This is a genomic window from Akkermansia sp. NBRC 115031 (genome assembly GCF_030268505.1).
GTDB lineage: Bacteria > Verrucomicrobiota > Verrucomicrobiia > Verrucomicrobiales > Akkermansiaceae > Akkermansia > Akkermansia massiliensis.
The window spans coordinates 183,411-202,088 of record NZ_BSQU01000004.1; the positions used below are offsets into that span (position 1 = coordinate 183,411).

At 57.3% G+C, this 18,678-nt stretch carries 9 protein-coding genes; 6 read left to right on the plus strand and 3 right to left on the minus strand.

Annotated elements, in window-relative coordinates; genetic code table 11:
- Window positions 1-393: 393 nt before the first annotated feature.
- From gltB to QSJ36_RS07095, 3 genes are all read left to right on the plus strand, one after another.
- On the plus strand, window positions 394-4,833 hold the full coding sequence (gltB, locus tag QSJ36_RS07085) for a glutamate synthase large subunit (RefSeq protein ID WP_285467908.1): 4,440 nt from the start codon (window positions 394-396) through the stop codon (window positions 4,831-4,833).
- 303 nt (window positions 4,834-5,136) lie between these two features.
- Window positions 5,137-7,650 carry a two-component regulator propeller domain-containing protein gene (locus QSJ36_RS07090; RefSeq protein ID WP_285467910.1) on the plus strand — a complete coding sequence of 838 codons (2,514 nt, stop codon included), beginning with the start codon at window positions 5,137-5,139 and terminating at the stop codon, window positions 7,648-7,650.
- Window positions 7,647-8,153, plus strand: coding sequence for a hypothetical protein (locus QSJ36_RS07095; protein WP_022397198.1), 507 nt, complete (start codon window positions 7,647-7,649; stop codon window positions 8,151-8,153). Before QSJ36_RS07090 ends, QSJ36_RS07095 begins: the two co-directional genes overlap by 4 nt.
- 186 nt (window positions 8,154-8,339) lie before the next feature.
- Here QSJ36_RS07095 and QSJ36_RS07100 read toward each other — a convergent pair whose 3' ends face one another.
- On the minus strand, window positions 8,340-10,802 hold the full coding sequence (locus tag QSJ36_RS07100; protein WP_180973637.1) for an autotransporter-associated beta strand repeat-containing protein: 2,463 nt from the start codon (window positions 10,800-10,802) through the stop codon (window positions 8,340-8,342).
- A gap of 622 nt (window positions 10,803-11,424) precedes the next feature.
- Between QSJ36_RS07100 and QSJ36_RS07105 the strand changes: the two genes are divergently transcribed.
- Window positions 11,425-13,968 (plus strand): two-component regulator propeller domain-containing protein, encoded by a 2,544-nt coding sequence (locus tag QSJ36_RS07105; RefSeq protein WP_285467913.1) that lies wholly within the window; start codon window positions 11,425-11,427, stop codon window positions 13,966-13,968.
- Window positions 13,965-14,492 carry a hypothetical protein gene (locus tag QSJ36_RS07110; RefSeq protein WP_102726592.1) on the plus strand — a complete coding sequence of 176 codons (528 nt, stop codon included), beginning with the start codon at window positions 13,965-13,967 and terminating at the stop codon, window positions 14,490-14,492. Before QSJ36_RS07105 ends, QSJ36_RS07110 begins: the two co-directional genes overlap by 4 nt.
- Before the next feature lie 335 nt (window positions 14,493-14,827).
- Here QSJ36_RS07110 and QSJ36_RS07115 read toward each other — a convergent pair whose 3' ends face one another.
- Entirely contained in the window at window positions 14,828-16,825 is a 1,998-nt protein-coding gene (locus QSJ36_RS07115; protein WP_285467915.1) for a beta-N-acetylhexosaminidase, read from the minus strand.
- Window positions 16,826-17,062: 237 nt separating this feature from the next.
- Between QSJ36_RS07115 and QSJ36_RS07120 the strand changes: the two genes are divergently transcribed.
- On the plus strand, window positions 17,063-17,851 hold the full coding sequence (locus tag QSJ36_RS07120; RefSeq protein WP_146018241.1) for a hypothetical protein: 789 nt from the start codon (window positions 17,063-17,065) through the stop codon (window positions 17,849-17,851).
- A 43-nt stretch (window positions 17,852-17,894) separates the two neighbouring features.
- On the opposite strand, the gene QSJ36_RS07125 is transcribed toward QSJ36_RS07120, so the two are convergent.
- The gene (locus QSJ36_RS07125; protein WP_285467918.1) at window positions 17,895-18,494 is read right to left on the minus strand and encodes a M15 family metallopeptidase; all 600 of its coding nucleotides are present in this window, start codon (window positions 18,492-18,494) and stop codon (window positions 17,895-17,897) included.
- Window positions 18,495-18,678: the final 184 nt, after the last annotated feature.

Consider the following 18,678-nt stretch of genomic DNA (forward strand, 5'->3'; position numbering starts at 1 on the left):
ACTGTTGTATCTTTTTCTTAGCAAGAACCGTGCCAGCTTTTTGAATCAACTTGTGCCGGAGTAGGTATGGTGTTTTAAGAAGTTGCCTATAAATATATTGCAGAAATTGTAAAAGGAAGCCGTGGAAAGAAGAGGGATGAAAAAGGTGAAAGCATTAATTACAAAAATGTAAAATCACGGTAAAAGGGTAATTACGAAAATGTAAAAATATCTGCTTGGGAGAGGGAATTGTCCTTTGCCGCCGTGGGTCCTCTGTCATGCCGGAAGGCCTGTCAAATCATGTAAAACCGGGGCGGCGGCGTTCGGAAAACGGGGAGAGTGGAAGGAGTGCATAATGTTGGCACGGTTTTTGCTATAAGAAAATCAGCTTAACTCAAATAAAACAGCAAACTGATGAATAGTGATCAATTCGAGACAGGCATTCCTGCGCCGCAGGGATTGTATGACTTTGAACAGGAGAGGGACGCCTGCGGCGTGGGGCTGGTGGCGGACCTGAAGAATGAACCGAGCCACAAAATCATTGAAATGGGTGTCACCGTTCTCAAGAGGCTGATGCACCGCGGCGCCGTGGGAAGCGATCCCGATACCGGGGACGGAGCGGGCATCCTGCTGGCCCTGCCGGATGAATTCTTCCGCCTGCTCCTTCCCAACAAACTCCCCGCCAGAGGAAAATACGGAGTCGCCATGATGTTCGGCGGCTGCGGCCATGAAGAGGAACTGGAGGCCGCCGTCACGGAAAACGGCGGCAGGGTGATTGCCTGGAGAGAGGTTCCCGTGGACCGGGACAGCATCGGCGAGAACGCCCGGCGCACCTGCCCCCTGATTCGCCAGCTCTTCATCGACGGCAGCGGCTTTGCGGACCAGGCGGCACTGGAACGCAAGCTCTTCGTAATGCGCCGGGAAATGGAGCGGCGCGTGGAAGGATGCTACGTGTGCAGTTGTTCCAGCCGCAGCATCGTGTATAAGGGATTGTTCCTCGGCACGCAAATTGACGGATTTTACGAAGACCTGCGCCATGAGCGTTTCAAATCTCCGCTGGCCCTCGTCCACCAGCGCTACAGCACGAACACCTTCCCCACGTGGAGCCTGGCCCATCCCTTCCGCTACCTGGCCCACAACGGGGAAATCAACACCCTGCGCGGAAACCTGAACCATCTGAGCGTGCGGGAGCCGCACCTGTCCTCCGCCCTGCTGGGGGATGACTTGCAGAAGCTCCTGCCCCTCATTCCTCCCGGCCAGAGCGATTCCGCCTGCCTGGACAACATGGTGGAACTGCTCGCCGCCGCCGGGCGCGACCTGCGCCACGCCATGCTCATGCTCATGCCGCAGGCCTGGGGCGTCAACTACCATCTGGGGCCGGACGTGCGCGGCTTCTTTGAATACCATTCCGCCCTGATGGAGCCGTGGGACGGCCCGACCGCCGTCGTCTTCTCCGACGGCGTCAACGCGGGCGCCATGCTGGACCGCAACGGCCTGCGCCCCGCCCGCTACACGCTGACCACGGACGATATTTTCATCCTGGCCTCGGAAACGGGCGTAGCGGACATTCCCGCGGAAAAAGTGGCCCGCAAGGGCCGCCTGCGCCCCGGAGAGATGATCTACTGCGACCTGGTGAACCACCGCCTGGTGTCCGATGCGGAAACCAAGAATGAAATGGCCCGGCGCATGCCCTACCGCCGCTGGGTGGAACAAAACAAGATTTCCGTCCGCTCCCTGTTCGACTCTGTCTCCGCCTCCGCGGAAATGCCGGACCTGGCGGTTCATCAGCGCCAGTTCGGCTTCACGCAGGAGGATGTGGAACTCATCCTCCGCCCGATGATGATGAAGGGCGCGGAACCCCTCGGCTCCATGGGGAACGACGCGCCGCTGGCCGTCCTCTCCGGAAAGGCGCCGCTCCTGTTCAACTACTTCAAGCAATTGTTCGCGCAGGTGACCAACCCGCCCATCGACCCCATCCGGGAGGAACTCGTCATGAGCCTGACCACGTACATCGGCAACCATCCCAACATTCTGGAGGAAACGCCGGAGCACGCCCGGCTCATCAAGATGGCGCGCCCCGTCATTACGGACGAGGAGCTCAACCGCCTCTGCAACATCCGGGAAGCCGGCTTCCCCTCCGCCAGGCTCCCCCTCCAGTTCCCGGAAGGCGGGGACGGAAAGGCTCTGCGGGAGACGCTGGACAGCCTGGCGGAATCCGCCGTGGGGCTGGTCAGGTCCGGCGTGCGCATCCTGGTGCTGACGGACCGCAACATAGGCCGCGGCTACCTTCCCGTTCCCAGCCTGCTGGCCTGCTCCGTGGTGCACCGCGCCCTGGCGGCCGCCGGACTGCGTTCCGACGTGGGCCTGATCCTGGAAACGGGGGAGGCGCGGGAAACGATGCACTTCGCCCTGTTGCTGGGTTTCGGGGCCACGGCGGTCAATCCGTACCTGGCTCTGGCGACGGTCACCTCCCTGGCCGCGCCGCAGGACTGCCCGCTGGACGTGGTGAAGGCCTCCGGCAACTATATCAACGCCATTGACAAGGGGCTGCTTAAAATCATGTCCAAGATGGGCATTTCCACCCTGCGCAGCTACCGCTCCTCCCAATTGTTCGAGGCCGTGGGGCTGAACCGGGAACTGATTGACGAATTCTTCCCCGGCACCGTCAGCCGCGTGGGCGGCATCGGGCTGGAGGAAATAGCTGCGGAATGCAACCAGCGCGCCGCGCAAAACGCCGGGAAGGAAGGCGGCCTGGATGCGGGCGGCCAGTACAAGTACAGGAAGGGCGGAGAAAACCACCTCTGGAACCCGCAGACGCTCCAGGCCTTCCGCGCCGCCGTTCGCGACAATGACGAACGGAAATACCGGGAATTTGCGGACTACAGCAACCATCAGGCGCAGCACCTCTGCACCCTGCGCGGCCTGTTTGAATTCGCTCCCGCGGACACCGTCCCGCTGGAGGAAGTGGAAAGCGCGGATTCCATCCTGCGCCGCTTCGTCTCCGGGGCCATGTCCCTGGGTTCCCTCAGCCCGGAGGCCCATGAAACCATCGCCATCGCGATGAATAAAATAGGAGCCAAAAGCAACTCCGGTGAAGGGGGCGAGGATGAAGCCCGCTACGAACCCAACGCCAGGGGCGAGGTGCGCTACAGCGCGATCAAGCAGGTGGCGAGCGGACGCTTCGGCGTGACCATCAACTATCTGCGCCACGCCTCCGAGCTCCAGATCAAGATGGCCCAGGGCGCCAAGCCCGGAGAGGGCGGCCAGCTCCCGGCGCACAAGGTGGACCCGTACATCGCCCGGCTGCGCCATTCCATGCCGAACGTCAGCCTCATCTCTCCCCCGCCGCACCATGACATCTACTCCATTGAAGACCTGGCCCAATTGATCTACGACCTGCGGAACTCCAACCCGGACGCCCGCGTCTCCGTCAAGCTCGTCTCCGAGGTGGGCATCGGCGCGGTGGCCGCCGGAGTGGTGAAGGCCCACGCGGACGTGGTTGTGGTCAGCGGCCACGACGGCGGTACGGGCGCCTCCCCGCTCACCAGCGTCAAGCACGCCGGACTGCCGTGGGAACTGGGTCTGGCGGAAACGCAGCAGACGCTTGTGCTCAACAAGCTCCGCTCCCGCGTCCGGCTCCAGGTGGACGGCCAGCTGCGCACCGGGAGGGACGTCGTCATGGCGGCCCTGCTGGGAGCGGAGGAATTCGGCTTCGGCACTGCCGTTCTGGTCGCCATCGGCTGCGCCATGCTCCGCAGGTGCCATGAAAACACGTGCCCGGTGGGCGTTGCCACGCAGGACCCGGCCCTGAGAGCCAAGTTCAGCGGCAAGCCGGAATACGTCATCAACTACCTTCGCTTCGTGGCGCAGGAAACGCGGGAAATCCTGGCTTCCCTGGGCCTCCGCTCCCTGGACGAAGCCGTCGGCAGGGCGGACCTGCTCTCCGTGAACCGCGCCATTGACTTCTACAAGGCTCAGCATCTGGACTTCTCCTCCATCCTGCATGCGGCGGAGGGGGACGGATGCAGGTTTGACCCCTCCTTTGAAAAGGAACCTCTGGACAACTACGACCGGCGCCGCCTGCTCCCGGACTTGAAGGGCCTGCTGGAAAAAGGGGAAAAGACCGAACTCTTCCGCGACGTCCGCAATGTGGACCGGACGGTGGGCACGGAGCTATCCGGAGAGCTGGTGATGAAATTCGGACCGCGCGGCCTGGCGGAGGATACGCTCACGGTGCACTTCACCGGATGCGCGGGGCAGAGCTTCGGGGCCTTTCTGGCGCCGGGCATCACCTTTGAACTCGCCGGGGAGGCGAACGACTTCGTAGGGAAGGGGCTTTCCGGGGGCAAAATCATCGTGAGGCCTCCGGAAAACATCTCCTACGCTCCGTCGGACAACGTCATTGCCGGCAACGTCATCGGCTACGGGGCCACGTCCGGCAGCATCTTCCTGCACGGGCAGGCCGGGGAGCGTTTCGCCATCCGCAACAGCGGAGCCAAGATGGTGGTGGAAGGCATAGGCGACCACGGCTGCGAATACATGACCGGGGGCCGTGTGGCGGTGCTCGGCAAGGTGGGCGTCAACTTCGCCGCGGGAATGACCGGCGGACTGGCCTACGTGTACGATGCGGACAACGACTTCGATCAGAAATGCAACCTGGGCAGCGTGGACCTGGAAACGGTCATGCCGCACTCCGCCGACGAGGCGGAACTGCTCCAGCTCATTTACGAGCACTACATGGCTACGAAAAGCCGCCGGGCCTGCGACCTGTTAAACAACTGGCCGGAGGAACGCGGCAAATTCATCAAGGTCTTCCCGGTGGAATACCGGCATGCTCTGGCCATGCATTCCTGAAAGAAGCATGCAGCAGTTTTCTGTTGTTTGGGTAAGCTGGGGGCCTCCGCGGATGCGGAGGCCCTTTTTTTATTCTTTGAAGTCTTATTGGTCTCATTGCCGGAGCGTCCGCTGACCTTTTCAAGGTAGCAGATTGGCCCTGAAAGCAGGAATGAAGTAAGTTTCTGAAATCCGATATTAAAAAATAACTTTCCATTTGGTTGACTTTGAATGATGCATCAATTATACAGAAAATATCATAAAAGGATAATGAGTGTCATATTCGGAAATTTATGCAGTGCTGTCGCTATGCTGCTGATTGTTATGGGGATGTGGACTGAGGGGGGAATTGCCTTTGTCCAAGTGCCGGAACAACTGCCGGAATGCCCGGTGCGCTTCATCCGCGGTACCCTGGTGGCGCAGGATGGAGCTATATGGGCCGTGGGGGAGAGGGAAAGCGTTTACCGCCTTCAAATCGGCGACAGGGCATACGAGAAGTCGTGGCTCAACATGGATTATTATTCCGGCTTTCCCAAAGGAAAGAATTTCACCTGCATTGCGGAGGACAGGCAGGGCCGCATCTGGGTGGGCACGGACGACAGCGGCGTGGCCGTTTTCAACGGGAGGGAGTGGAAGACGTATGACCGCGGCAATGCCCTGAACGGAGAGCATGTTTATGCGCTGGCCGTCTCTCCCGTTTCCGGAGAGGTGGCCGTTGCCACGTCCGGAGGCGTGTCCGTTTATGATCCCGGGAATGATTCATGGAAGGCGCTGGACCGGTCTACGGGACTGGTGGAAGACCAGGCGGCTTCCGCCGGCTTTGACGCCAGGGGGAATCTGTGGCTGGCCTATGCCTGCGGCGGCGTGTCCTGCTCGCCGCGCAAGTCGGGGTACATGCAGTGGAAGAACGTGCAGGCGCCGTGGTACTGGGACAGCAAGCAGTTTGCCCGGCAGCCGTACCAGCCGTATGGGGACGGGCTGCCTTCCAATATCTGCAATGTTCTGGCCTGTACGGAAAAAGACCAGGTGCTGGTAGGCACCTGGTCCGGCCTGGCGTACAGCAACGGCATCAGCTCCTGGCGTTTCTTGCGCGGCCGGGATTATGCCCGGAAGAATAGTAATCTGTATGGTTCCGCTGCGCGGAAGACGGCCGTTCCGGGTGAGGGAAATGCCAAAATGCTGTCGGAAGACTTCGTGTCTTCCATCCTCCGGCAGGGAAAGGATATTTTCATCGGCTACCGGACGCAGGGGGTGGACGTGCTGGATGCCGAAAGGATGACGGTGCGCCGGAGAATCAGGAAGGGACTGGAAAATACGGATGTCCCCTCCCTGCTGGCGCTGAAGGACGGAAGTGTCTGGGCGGCGACGTATGGGAAAGGGCTTGTCAGTCTGAAAAAGGGTTCCCTGTCTTATCAACTGGACAGGAAGCAGCGGGACGATGAAATCGTGTTCCCGTCCCCGGCCCGGATGGAGGATTCTGCCGCAGTCCTGAGGAGGCTGGAAAAGCTGGGTGCGGGCGCGCATGCGGGGAAGAGCATTGTGTTCCGCGGGGAGGACTGGTCCACGAAGGGGGACTGGTGCGGGAGGTACGGCCTGACGCGCGCCACGCTGTGCGCCATGAATGCCCCCATGAACAATTCCGAGTTTAAAGCCAAGCAATTACCTGTCCGCATGGAAACGAGCGCTGAAGACCCTAAATGGAAACGAGTGTATCCCTGTTATTGGATTCAGGGACTGATGGGGCTCAACCGCAATCAGGGAGATGGATTGCGCTGGTGGGTACAAAGCGCCAATGTGGCAGGAAACCGCAATGTTCTCTTTGACCCCAGTGATTCCACAAGAACAGAGGCGGAATGGGACGACCACGGGGAAGTATATCCGTCCTTTGTGGACGGTCCCGGTATATGGGTAGCTGTGGAAGTGCCGGAAGGGGTTCATGAAATAGCCCTGTATTTCTATAATCCCAACGGATATCTTCAACATGAATCCAGGCGGGATTATGTGGTAGAAGCCCGGAGGCATCCTTTTTCTTCTTCCATTCAAAGCCTGTTCGACAACAAAGCGGATATTGAAATTGGGAACCGCACTAAAAAAGGGAAGACGCTTGCCGCTTCTATGGAGCAGTGGCAGTCGTTCCCGGTGGAAGCGCGCACGCGCGTTTCCAGGTTTGCGGGGTCCGGAGTTTACAAGCGCTTCATGTGCAGGAAAGGCGGCGTATACTTGTTCCATGTTTGCAGGAACGGTTCCTTCAATACTATTTTAAATGGGGTATTCATCAATGCGCTTCTTCCTCTGGAAATGAGAACGCCTGATGAATTGCCTTATTATGTTGATGGATTATTTGCAGGCATTATTCCTTCCCCCGAGAGAGTTCATTCTTCTGTTGCCGGGCCGGAGGAGAAGGTTCTTCTCAATCAACTGCTCACTCTCCAGTATCAGCCACGGTATGTTACGCCCGCAGGATCTTCCTGCTTGAACAGGTACATTCTTTCCTCATTCCGTGAGGCGGTTGAAGGAAAGAAAAAGAGCAGGTGCTTGGAAGACTGGTTTCAATGGGAAGCCAGAATTTACTCTCCCGATGTACGTTCTTCTTTTGACCAGACCATGGCGGCTGCGTGGGACCAGTGTCAGATTTATTATCCGGATCTCAGATCCAGGGAATGTGTTCCGAATGCCCCGGGCACGATACCTTTTTCCGTAAATGAAGTTTATTTGATGGATAAGCTGGATATTGATTGGAGGCAATATCGAGATGATGCCGAACAACCTCCTGTGAAATCAGTTCAAGAGATGAAGAAACACCTTGAACATGAATCCCAAAAGAAAACGACAACATGAATAATAAAATGATATTGGCTGCGGGAATCAGTCTGTTGAGCATGAACGTGCTCAACGGAGAGATTACCGGGGAGCATACCATGTGGTCAGGAACTCATCTGAATTATGATGGGGTTTCCATTATTAATAAGCCGGCGCTTCCCCAAAAAGGAGTGGAAGCAAAAAAGGGTGTAAAAAATGCCTACAATATTATGCCGGGTAAAGTGACGGTGATCACAAGCCTCAATAAAAATCCTCAGGAAAAACAGGAATGGCTGTACAAAAAAATACATGAAGTACGGATATCCATGACTGGAAATATATATGTAGCGCTGATATTCGCCGATACGAAGAATGATGTCCCCTTCGCCTATGATCCCAATAAATTTGGAACATCGGGAACCCTTTATTCACAAGTCTATATCACGGCCCTGCACAAGGTGACTAAAATGGAGAATAAAAGTGATTTCGGGACCAGCGGAAAGGATGAAGACCCTACTTTTACTTTAGTTAAGAAAATATGACCGGCATTCCGGCAGTATGATGCGGAGGTTTTATTCCTTATCCGGAAAGGGATAAGACTTCAAACAAGGGTTTCCGTATGGCAGCGGCCCTTGTTTTTTAGAGTTGGATATATAGCAAACAGGGGCTGTTCCGCACCTTGCTGGCGGAACAGCCCCTGAATGGAGTCTTCTGTTAATTCAGGAAGCTCAGGCCTTCTTTCTGCGGCGCATCAGCAGGGCCGTGAGGCCCAGCAGGCTCAGGGTGGCCGTGCCGGGTTCCGGTACGGCCAGGCCGGTGAAGGTCAGGCTGCCGTTGTTGTAGGTAACGCCGTCCCAGATCAGGTTCTGGCCGTTCTGCGTAAGCGTCAGCAGGGAATCCCAGTCGATGTTGTCCGCCAGGGATGTGCCTTCGCCCACAGTGATCAGGTCGATCGTCAGGGAGGTAAGGTCAAGCGCCAGGGCGCTGTCCAGATTCAGCGTCAGGCCGCCGGTCAGGTTCAGGGTGGACGTTCCCTGCATGTCGATCAGAGCCGTGTTGAAGCTGGAGAGGTTCAGCGTGGCGTTGTTCAGCGTGGCTGAGGTAGTGCCGGAAAGCGTCAGCACCTGGCCTGTGGAAATCATGGGCGCGCCGGAAGCGTTGCCCAGGATTACCGTTGAGTTGTTGATGGCGGCGTTCCCCGTCAGGCTGACGGTGAGGTCCTTGGGAGCGGAAGCGCTGCCGAGGTTCTGGATGGTGCCCGTCTGGAGCGTAATGGCGTTGGCCAGGGCCTGGCTGTTGGCGTTGAGCGTTCCTCCCTGCACCAGAACGGAACCCTGGCCAAGTGCGGTTGCGGAGTTGGTCTGGAGCGTTCCCTGCACGATGGTGGTGCCGCCGGTGTACGTGTTGTTGCCGGAGAAAACGACTACGGAGCTGTTCTTGTTCACCTTCACGCTCATCTGGTGGGAGGCGTCCTTGTCGGAAATGACGGAGGAAATGGTGAAGTTGTTGCTTCCGCTGGAACCGTTGGTGACCAGCAGTTCTCCTTCGCCGGTGATCGTTCCGCCAAGGTTGGTGGCGTTTCCGTAAAGGGAGCCGGAGATGGTCACGCCGGCTCCGGCGGCGTCAACGGTAATGTTGGCGCTGATGGGGGTATCCGCGCCATACGCGCGGCAGTTGAGCATTTCAAATGTGGAGCCGGACTTCATCAGGATATCCGGCGTGCCGCCCAGTACGATGCCTACGCCATTCAGGCTCAGCTTGGAGTTCTGGCCGATGGTGATGGATTCAAACGTGTAGGCGGTGTCGCTGCCGGACAGGTTGACTGTGCCGGCGTCAATGATCAGGTGTGCGATGTCGGAGGCATGGTTGGCATTGATGGTGCCGGTGCCGTCCGTCACCTTGCGGACCGTCAGGGTGCTGTCTGCATGGGTGATGGGAATGAGCGTTCCCCCTTCAAAGGTGTATTCCACGTCTCCGGCTCCCGTCAGGGTGAGGGAGGAGGCGGTGTGCGCCCAGGAGTCGTTGGCATTGTAGTTGGCCGCCGCTATGGTCAGGGCTCCGGCGAAGGTCCAGTTGGGATTGGCTGCCGTGAGGGAGGCGTTTTCTCCCAGAGTCAGGGCTCCCGTATAGCGGGAGGCGGTATCTCCCGTGATGGAAATGGAGGCGTTGTCCCCCAGAGTCAGGGCTCCGGAACCGGCCAGGCCCGTCAGGGTGCTGGTTCTGTTCATGATGACGGTGCCGGCCCCGTCCAGAGTAGCCGTTCCGGACAGGCTGGAGGATACGGTGAGCGTGGTGCCTTCTGCCGCGCGGAGGATGCCGGGGCCCGACAGGCTCAGGGTGCCGCCGGAAATGGTGAGGTTTCCGCCGGTGAGTAGGATGGCGTCCGTATGGCGCGTTTCCCCGTCCGCAATAGTCAGGGCTCCCGGGCCGTTGGTGACGTTGATGGAAGCATAGGTGCCGGCTCCGTCAGCGGAGTCCGTCCATGCGGCATCCCCCAGTTGGGAGGAAGTCCACTCGGAGGAGGAGGCGCCATCCAGCGTAGCGGAAATTTTAACGCCCTCATAGGTATTGACGATCTGGATGCCTGCAATGCAGCCGCGGGTGCCTGAACCGCTGGTGTTGCTCGGAGCGGTGATGCTCAGGTTGGGTGAAGTCTGGCCTTCCACATACAGCGTATTGGTTCCTTCCACCGCCTGTCCAAAGGTTCCCGTTGCCCCCCACCCGGCAGAGCCTGCCACGGTGGAAGTTCCGTTCCAGGTGTAGGAAACGCCGTTGACGGTCTTGGCGGAGAAATTGCCGTTGGCGGTGTCCGTATTGCAATAAATGTAGACGCCGTAGGTCAGGAAATCAACGCCGCTGACATTGATGGTGATGCCGCTGCCGTCGTCCAGGTAGCCCTTCAGCATCTGGCCGTCCCCGGTGGAGGGGGTGTCGCCTCCGCGCCAGGTATTTTTACTGGACCAGGTGACGGTCGCTCCGGTGGCGTCTCCGTTGTTATCCTTCAGGTTCTGGGCCGTGGATTGGGAAGCTCCGCTGAATTGATTCCAGTTGGAGCCGGGAACGGCTTCAAGCCCGGCGCTGGAAGAATCGGAAATGGTGCCGTTTGGTTCGTTGGTACCAAAATTGATGCTGATGCTTTCTCCGGCAGCCTGGGATTGGGAGGCGAGAGTTCCGAAGAAGGCGGCTGCCATAAGCCACGCTGTTAGTTGATAAGGCAAATGAGGTTGCATGAAATTAATACTATAGTAATTTAAATTATTCCATTCAAAATTCAGGAGAGAAAGAAACCCCTGCGATACCCGGTTCTTATCGGATTCCGAATCCGAAGTCAACAGGAAAGTTTGGTTTAAAACATGTTAGAAGAATTTGGATTTGGAAAAATTGGAGAAATAGCAATTAATGAAAAAATGAATTAAATGATAACTATCTGACAGTCTTGATATTCATGTGTTCAAGGCATTGCAACGGATTCGGAATTCGATGTTGATGAATGTCCGGAAAGAGCATTTTTGAAAGAAGAAAAAGCGGTTGGTCGCCGCTTTTGAGTTAGTCTCCTGCATTTTTTCTGTCCGGGTACAGGAAGGGCGGTGTGTCTTGGGTTTTTCTAAACCTGAATAATTTTTATAACTAACATATATTGAATGACTTATATATTTGACTGTAAACTGATTGTGTGGTTTTTTGATTGGATAAAATTGAGAATAACTTGGAAATGGGGTTGACGTCAGCAAAATACGATAATATTCTCACATAATAATCAGGAAATAATTGGTTATGTTAATTAAATTCAAACATTTCATAGGAACACTCGCATTGGTTTTCCCCCTGCTGGGGGGATGGTCCGCAGGAGAAGTCAAATCTGTCCAGATCCCGGAACAACTGCCGGAATGCCCGGTGCGCTTCATCCGCGGTACTCTGGTGGCGCAGGATGGAGCTATATGGGCCGTGGGGGAGAGGGAAAGCATTTACCGCCTTCAAGTCGGCGACAGGGCATACGAGAAGTCGTGGCTCAACATGGATTATTATTCCGGCTTTCCCAAAGGGAAGAATTTCACCTGCATTGCGGAGGACAGGCAGGGCCGCATCTGGGTGGGCACGGACGACAGCGGCGTGGCCGTTTTCAACGGGAGGGAGTGGAAGACGTATGACCGCGGCAATGCTCTGAACGGAGAGCATGTTTATGCGCTGGCCGTCTCTCCCGTTTCCGGGGAAGTGGCCGTTGCCACGTCCGGAGGCGTGTCCGTTTATGATCCCGGGAATGATTCATGGAAGGCGCTGGACCGGTCCACGGGACTGGTGGAAGACCAGGCGGCTTCCGCCGGCTTTGACGCCAGGGGGAATCTGTGGCTGGCCTATGCCTGCGGCGGCGTGTCCTGCTCGCCGCGCAAGTCGGGGTACATGCAGTGGAAGAACGTGCAGGCGCCGTGGTACTGGGACAGCAAGCAGTTTGCCCGGCAGCCGTACCAGCCGTATGGGGACGGGCTGCCTTCCAATATCTGCAATGTTCTGGCCTGTACGGAAAAAGACCAGGTGCTGGTAGGCACCTGGTCCGGCCTGGCGTACAGCAACGGCATCAGCTCCTGGCGTTTCTTGCGCGGCCGGGATTATGCCCAGAAGAATAGTAATCTGTATGGTTCCGCTGCGCGGAAGACGGCCGTTCCGGGTGAGGGAAATGCCAAAATGCTGTCGGAAGACTTCGTGTCTTCCATCCTCCGGCAGGGAAAGGATATTTTCATCGGCTACCGGACGCAGGGAGTGGACGTGCTGGATGCCGAAAGGATGACGGTGCGCCGGAGAATCAGGAAGGGACTGGAAAATACGGATGTCCCCTCCCTGCTGGCGCTGAAGGACGGAAGTGTCTGGGCGGCGACGTATGGGAAAGGGCTTGTCAGTCTGAAAAAGGGTTCCCTGTCTTATCAACTGGACAGGAAGCAGCAGGACGATGAGATTCCGTTCCCGTCCCCGGCCCGGATGGAAGACCCTGCCGCAGTCCTGAAGAGGCTGGAAAAGCTGGGAGCGGATGCGCATGCGGGGAAGAGCATTGTGTTCCGCGGGGAGGACTGGTCCACGAAGGGGGACTGGTGCGGGAGGTACGGCCTGACGCGCGCCACGCTGTGCGCCACGAATGCCCCCATGAGCAATTCCGAGTTTAAGGCCAAGACCGTGTCGTTCCGAACCCTTTCCTCCGTTCCGGGTTATCCCGGATACCAGGGGGCCGTGTCTTCTTACTGGATCCAGGGATTGATGGGGCTCAACCGCAACAAGGGGGATGCCCTGCGCTGGTGGGTGCATAGCATCAAGGAGAATGATAACCGCAACATTCTTTTCGATCCCACGGATTCCGTGCGGACGGAGGCAGAGTGGGACGACCACGGGGAAGTGTATCCGGGCTTTGTGGACGGTCCCGACATTTGGACCGTTGTGGAAGTGCCGGAGGGCGTCCATGAAATAGCCCTGTATTTCTATAATCCCAACGGTTATCTTTCCAATGAATCCAGGCGGGATTACGTGGTGGAAGCCAGAAGGCATCCTTCCACCTCCTCCCTCGTCTTCCAGTTCAACAATGTGGGAGACCTCGCGATAGGGGAACAGAACAAATGGGGGAAAATTCTTACCGCCGCCATGGAGCAGTGGTATTCCTTCCCGGTGGAAGCGCGCACGCGCGTTTCCAGATTTGCGGGTTCCGGGGTTTATAAGAGGTTCATGTGCAGGAAGGGGGGAATCTACCTGTTCCGTGTTTGCCGCAACGGTTCCTTCAATACCATATTAAACGGCGTATTCGTGAATGAAAAGATTCCGTGGGAAATCCGCATGCCGGAGGAACTGCCCTATTATGTGGCCGGCCAGCTCGCGGGCATTGTTCCCACTCCAGAGAGAGTGAACGGAGCCACCCTGGGGCAGAGGGAGAAGGCCGTGTGCAAGCCCCTCTATGAGCTGCAATACACGCGCAAGTACCTGACGCCTGCGGCGTGCAGCCTTCAGAACAGGTATATTCTCTCCCTGTGGCGGCAGGCCCGGGAGAACCGGGCGGAGGGCGGCTGCCTGGCGGATTGCCTCCAGTGGGAAGCCAGAGTCAGTGACGACCGGGTAAGGGCTTCCTTTGATGAAACCATGAAGCGCTCATGGGACCAGAGCCAGATTTATTACATCGGCAACCGGTCCCGGGATTTCATGCCTAATGCCCCGGGCACCGTTCCTTTCTCCCCCAGGGAATTGCGCCTCATGGCCAAGCTGCGCATCGACTGGCGGCAGTACCGGGACGATGCGAAAAATCCTCCTGAAAAAACTGTTCAGGAAATGAAGGAATTCCTCAAAAAGGAATTATTAAAACAACAACAAACCAGAAAACAACAATGAACAAAATTGCCTGTGCAATTATGGTTTCTCTCTCAGGGACCTGCTTCCTGAAAGGGGAAATAGCTCCGCCGGAAACGGAATGGAAAGGGGCGCGCCTCATTTATGAAGGGGTCTCCATCCAGAACGAGGTGACTCTCCCTCAAAAGGGGGTCATGTACCATGATGAGGATAAATTATCCTTCAACATTACAAATGCCACCATCGAGATGACTACCAGCCTCTCCAAGAAGCCACAGTGCGGAAAGGAGTGGTGCTACAAGGGCATCAGCCACATCATTATCAAATATTGTGGTCCGATTGCCGAGCCTGACGACGGAGGGACCATCTACTTCGAACCGACCTACAATCATCACGTTTGGTTTGATAACGACAAGTATGGACAATGGGGAATTATGTTCTCCAAAGTTTATATCATCACCCGCATCAAAAATGCGAATATCGAGGATACCAAAGACTATGGCATCAGCGGGGAGGACGGAAGCATCTTTTTCCAATACGTGGAAAAGATGATGGCTGAAATGTGAGCTGCGCCCGGTTTCTGCGGATGAAGATTATCGTCCGCTGATTCCGGTCATTCAGGCGCCGGAGGTCTGCAAGTGAGGGCCTCCGGCGCCTTTTTAATGCAACCGGAACCCGGGTTGCGCAGCTCCGGGTGAAGGCGGCAGCAATTCCGCTCTGCTTGATGGAAGGTACGGGCTTCCTGTTCGTGAAAGGCACCCTGTGCCTGGGAAACCTGATGGGATTGAAAAAGAACAATGCCTGGGAAGGATAGTCCAAGCGGCAGTATCCCGGTTGCTGAAACAAAAGCCGGAGGGCATGAAGCCCCTCCGGTTTTTGTTGCGGGTTGATTCAGCAGTTTTTAGGGCGCTTCACAGTACACCGTTCCGTAGGAGTCGCTGCCTCCGGCCCCCTTGAATCTGGCCTTGACCGTGTAGGATGCCCCTTGCCTGGCTTCCGGAACGTTCAGGATGTACTGGATATTTTTCTGATCGGTACCGCTCCTGCCCGAATGAGCGTCCCGGGCAATTTCCTTCTCACCTTCATACAGGGCCACGGATTCGATTTCAATGGCGTGTGCCCCCTTGTCGTAGAGCAGGGTCACGGTGTATTTGCCGGGAACCTTGACCAGTTTGGTGACGTCGAACGAATGCTCCTGTCCGGACAGGTCGTCAGGCGTCCATGTGCCGATCTGCGGCGTGTTGAAAAAGTCGGACTTGTCTATCCGGTTGATCACATCCCCGGCGTACTTGATGCCCATCAGGTCCATGCGCCCGCTATATTCCTTCAAGCGCTTTTTAAAATCCGGGAAATCCTTTTTCCCGGCAGGTGTCCAGCCCACTTCCGCAAAGGCGCAGGCCCGGGGGAATGCCTGGTGGTGGAGGCGCTCCGTATTGGCAATCCATTCCGTCCATACCTGCGTCCCCAGCCCCTTGACCCTGGAATGGTACTGTTCCTCCAGGCCCGGGAAAATGGGCTCGAAGCCGTATGCCTTTTGCAGGGAAATTCTGCCGTAGCTGTAATCAAGGTAAGTGGAGCTGTGGAGGGAATTGATGACCTCATGCCCGTCCTTGATGGCGTTTTTAGCCAGGTCCGTATTCCCTTTCCAGAAGTGGATGACGGCGTTCGTGTCCAGTTTGGTTCCGGCTTTGCCTCCGCCGTCCCCGTTGACGTCATGGCCGTAAATCTCATTCCAGCCCATCATGCGGCGCCCTTTTTTGGCGACGATGCCGGACATGCGGTTGGTGAAGTACATCTGGACGTCCGCATAACTCTTCATGTTGTTCTTTTTCATGAACGCCTCAATTTCCGGAACGTCCTTCCATTGCTGGGCATAGCGCACTTCATCGCCGCCGATGTGAATGATCCTGCTGGGGAACAGCGCCACGACTTCGTCCAGCACGTCGGACAGGAAGGCATAGGTCTTTTCCGAGGTAGGGTCAAAGGCCGTGTTGACGATGAACGTGGTGGGCACTTCCCTGGGTGATTTCAAGCTCAGGAACGGGTATGCTACGGCAGCCGCGCTGGCGTGGCCCGGCATTTCAATTTCAGGGACGATGGTGATATTGCGCCGGGCCGCGTATTGAACGATGTCCCTGATCTGCTCCTGGGTATAAAAGCCTTCATGCGGCGTGCCGTCGGACTTGCCGCTGTTCCACGTACCGGTTTCGGATTCCCTGCGCCTGGAACCGATGGTGGTCAGACGGGGATACTTCTTGATTTCAATGCGCCATCCGACGTCGTCCGTCAGGTGCCAGTGCAGGATGTTCATTTTCAACAGGGCCATCTGGTCGATGATCTGCTTGATGGCTTTTTCACCGAAAAAGTGGCGCGCTTCATCAATCATCAGCGCACGCCAGGAGAACCGCGGGTAGTCCACCATGTTGAACGGAGCTCCGGAAATATTCCACTGGACGGCGGATTTGTCCGCCTTCCGGTCGTGGAAAATGACGGGCATCATCTGGATCAGGCTTTGCCCGGCGTAAAAAATGCCTTTGGCATGGGCGGCTGAAAGAATGATTCCCCTGGGGGAGGATTGGATGGAGTAGGCTTCCTCCCCCTTCGCGGCCAGGGCCGGGTCCTTTTTAATGATGATGCAGGCGGCATTCTCCGGCGCTTCTCCGGGCGTTTTAAGGGGGAGGGGCAGTCCGGTTCCTTCGCCGAGCATCTGCTGCAATTGCCTGGCGCGGTTCAGGAAAGCCTTGTCCTGCGTCGCGGTGATGATGGCGGACGCCGGCGTGAGCTGGGCAGGCTTCCCGTGGAACACCGTGATTTCCGCCGGTTTCGGGATAATTTGTTCTTGCGAAAATGCCGCGGGAAGGCAGGCGGACAGAACGAGCGCGGGAATAAGGAACTTCATGAATACGGTCTTAGGTACAAATCCTGCTGACACAATCTTTCAATGGAGGTTTGTTTTTTGGCTCTGGAGGCTGCATATTGTTTTTTCCATGGTGTCCCATTTTCAGAAGGCATTTTATCCGGCTGCGGGCGGAGTATCGGCTTGCAGTAAAAAACGGAGCGGGAGTACAACATGGAAGGATGCCGTCCTCGTCCGGATGCGCCGCCCCAGAAAACGCCTGTCCAACCATAAATGAATATGAAAACGAACACTGCAACTCAACTATTGCTGGCGGCCTGTGCGGGCGTGCTGTCATGCCCCGGCGCCTGGGGGTCCACGACGGTTTGCCAGGATCAGTCCTACTACCTGAAGACGGCCTGCCCCCATCCCCTTTCCCTGGCCGGCCCCACGGATGACCGGGTTTATCTGCGCTTCCAGACGGGATGGGCCAGCAAGTACGAGTGCGAGGGGCTTGACCTGTGGGACGGCTCCCTGTGCATGTTCGTTCCTGAAATACAGTACAAGGAATGGGTGGGGAAAATATGGTACGGCGTTTCCACGGACCACCGGAATCATGCGGAATTAAAGTACCGGCTGGATTACATCAAGGAGCTGGGGAACTGGACGGTGATGCCCTGGTATGAGCACAGCTTTGTTTTTCCGGGGGACAAGGGCATCCCGCGCCCCGGCCTGAAGACGACCTATCATTTTTCCGACCGCTGGTTCGGCGGCACGGACCTCTACTGGCAGTATAACAATCATACGTTCCGCGGCTATTACGCCGTGTTTGCGGGGCTGCACGAGGAGATCGCGGATTGCGTGAGGGTGGATGCCGTGGTGCGTTACGGCTACAACGGGGGGTACGTGGGCCCGGTGGTGCACCACGGATCCAACGCCCTGGATTACAACCTGAGTTTTACCTTCCGCGCTACTTCGCGCCTGACCGTGGAATTGTTCACCAACTACAGCCAGGCGCTGACCGTGGTGAAGCAGAGGGACCTGGGGGATGATTTTTATTACGGCATCAACCTGAAATATACGTTCTGACGCCCGGGCCGCTCCGGTGCCGCCTGGGGGCTTCCGCGCACTTTCACGGCCTGGCGAACTGGAAGTGCATCCAGTCGTAATTCCTCTCGCGTCCCAGGGAAAAGGCCCCCTCCTTTTCTACGATGGACCAGAAGGCATCGTATTCCGGTCCGGAAAAGACGGCTTCCGGCGCGCTCATGTACAGGGTATTGCGTTCGGGGTCCATGTCTATCGCAATGCCCCACGCGTGCAGGGACGGGCGGGAGCCTCCGCGGATGGGGCGGTTGTTGAAGCAGCCTCCGTAAACGTCCAGCCGCAGTTCGCGGATGCGCTCCATGCCGTAATGTTCCAGCGTGCGCTGGAAAATCCTGGTGAGCGGCACGGCGATGAAACGGTGGCAGGTAATGGACGCAAGCTCCGTGTCCGGGGACCAGGACGGCCTCAGCGGATAGGGCAGCGGAACCGTGACCAGGGAGGCCGGGTCCCCCGGCTGTCCGAAGATGGAATAGCCGGAAAGCACTTCCCGTTCCGTGGGCCAGACGGAGGCGGGATGTTTGAGGCCGTACAGCTGGCTGCCTGAAATGGCGCAGGCAATCAGCAGAAGCGCCTGCTTCCGGAGGCGCGGGGATAGCCGTGGCGGAGGTTGCGGCGTGCGGTCAGGCATGGGAAAAGGGGTTGGGGTTCTTCCGGTGTAGCAGGTTTCCGGCGCGGTGCAAGACCTTTGCCGGGCAGGCGCCTTCTCCGGAGGGAGCGGCCTTCCGCGTCTTGCGGCCCTTCACGGATGAAGCACTGCAGGTATTTTCTGCGGCATCGAACATCCGGAGGCGTTTTTTTGTCACAATGGAATA

Coding starts and splice junctions, on each gene's coding strand:
- gltB (WP_285467908.1), top strand. CDS start 394: ATGAATAGTGATCAATTCGAGACAGGCATTCCTGCGCCGCAGGGATTG.
- QSJ36_RS07090 (WP_285467910.1), top strand. CDS start 5,137: ATGGGGATGTGGACTGAGGGGGGAATTGCCTTTGTCCAAGTGCCGGAA.
- QSJ36_RS07095 (WP_022397198.1), top strand. CDS start 7,647: ATGAATAATAAAATGATATTGGCTGCGGGAATCAGTCTGTTGAGCATG.
- QSJ36_RS07100 (WP_180973637.1), bottom strand. CDS start 10,802: ATGGCAGCCGCCTTCTTCGGAACTCTCGCCTCCCAATCCCAGGCTGCC.
- QSJ36_RS07110 (WP_102726592.1), top strand. CDS start 13,965: ATGAACAAAATTGCCTGTGCAATTATGGTTTCTCTCTCAGGGACCTGC.
- QSJ36_RS07115 (WP_285467915.1), bottom strand. CDS start 16,825: ATGAAGTTCCTTATTCCCGCGCTCGTTCTGTCCGCCTGCCTTCCCGCG.
- QSJ36_RS07120 (WP_146018241.1), top strand. CDS start 17,063: ATGAAAACGAACACTGCAACTCAACTATTGCTGGCGGCCTGTGCGGGC.
- QSJ36_RS07125 (WP_285467918.1), bottom strand. CDS start 18,494: ATGCCTGACCGCACGCCGCAACCTCCGCCACGGCTATCCCCGCGCCTC.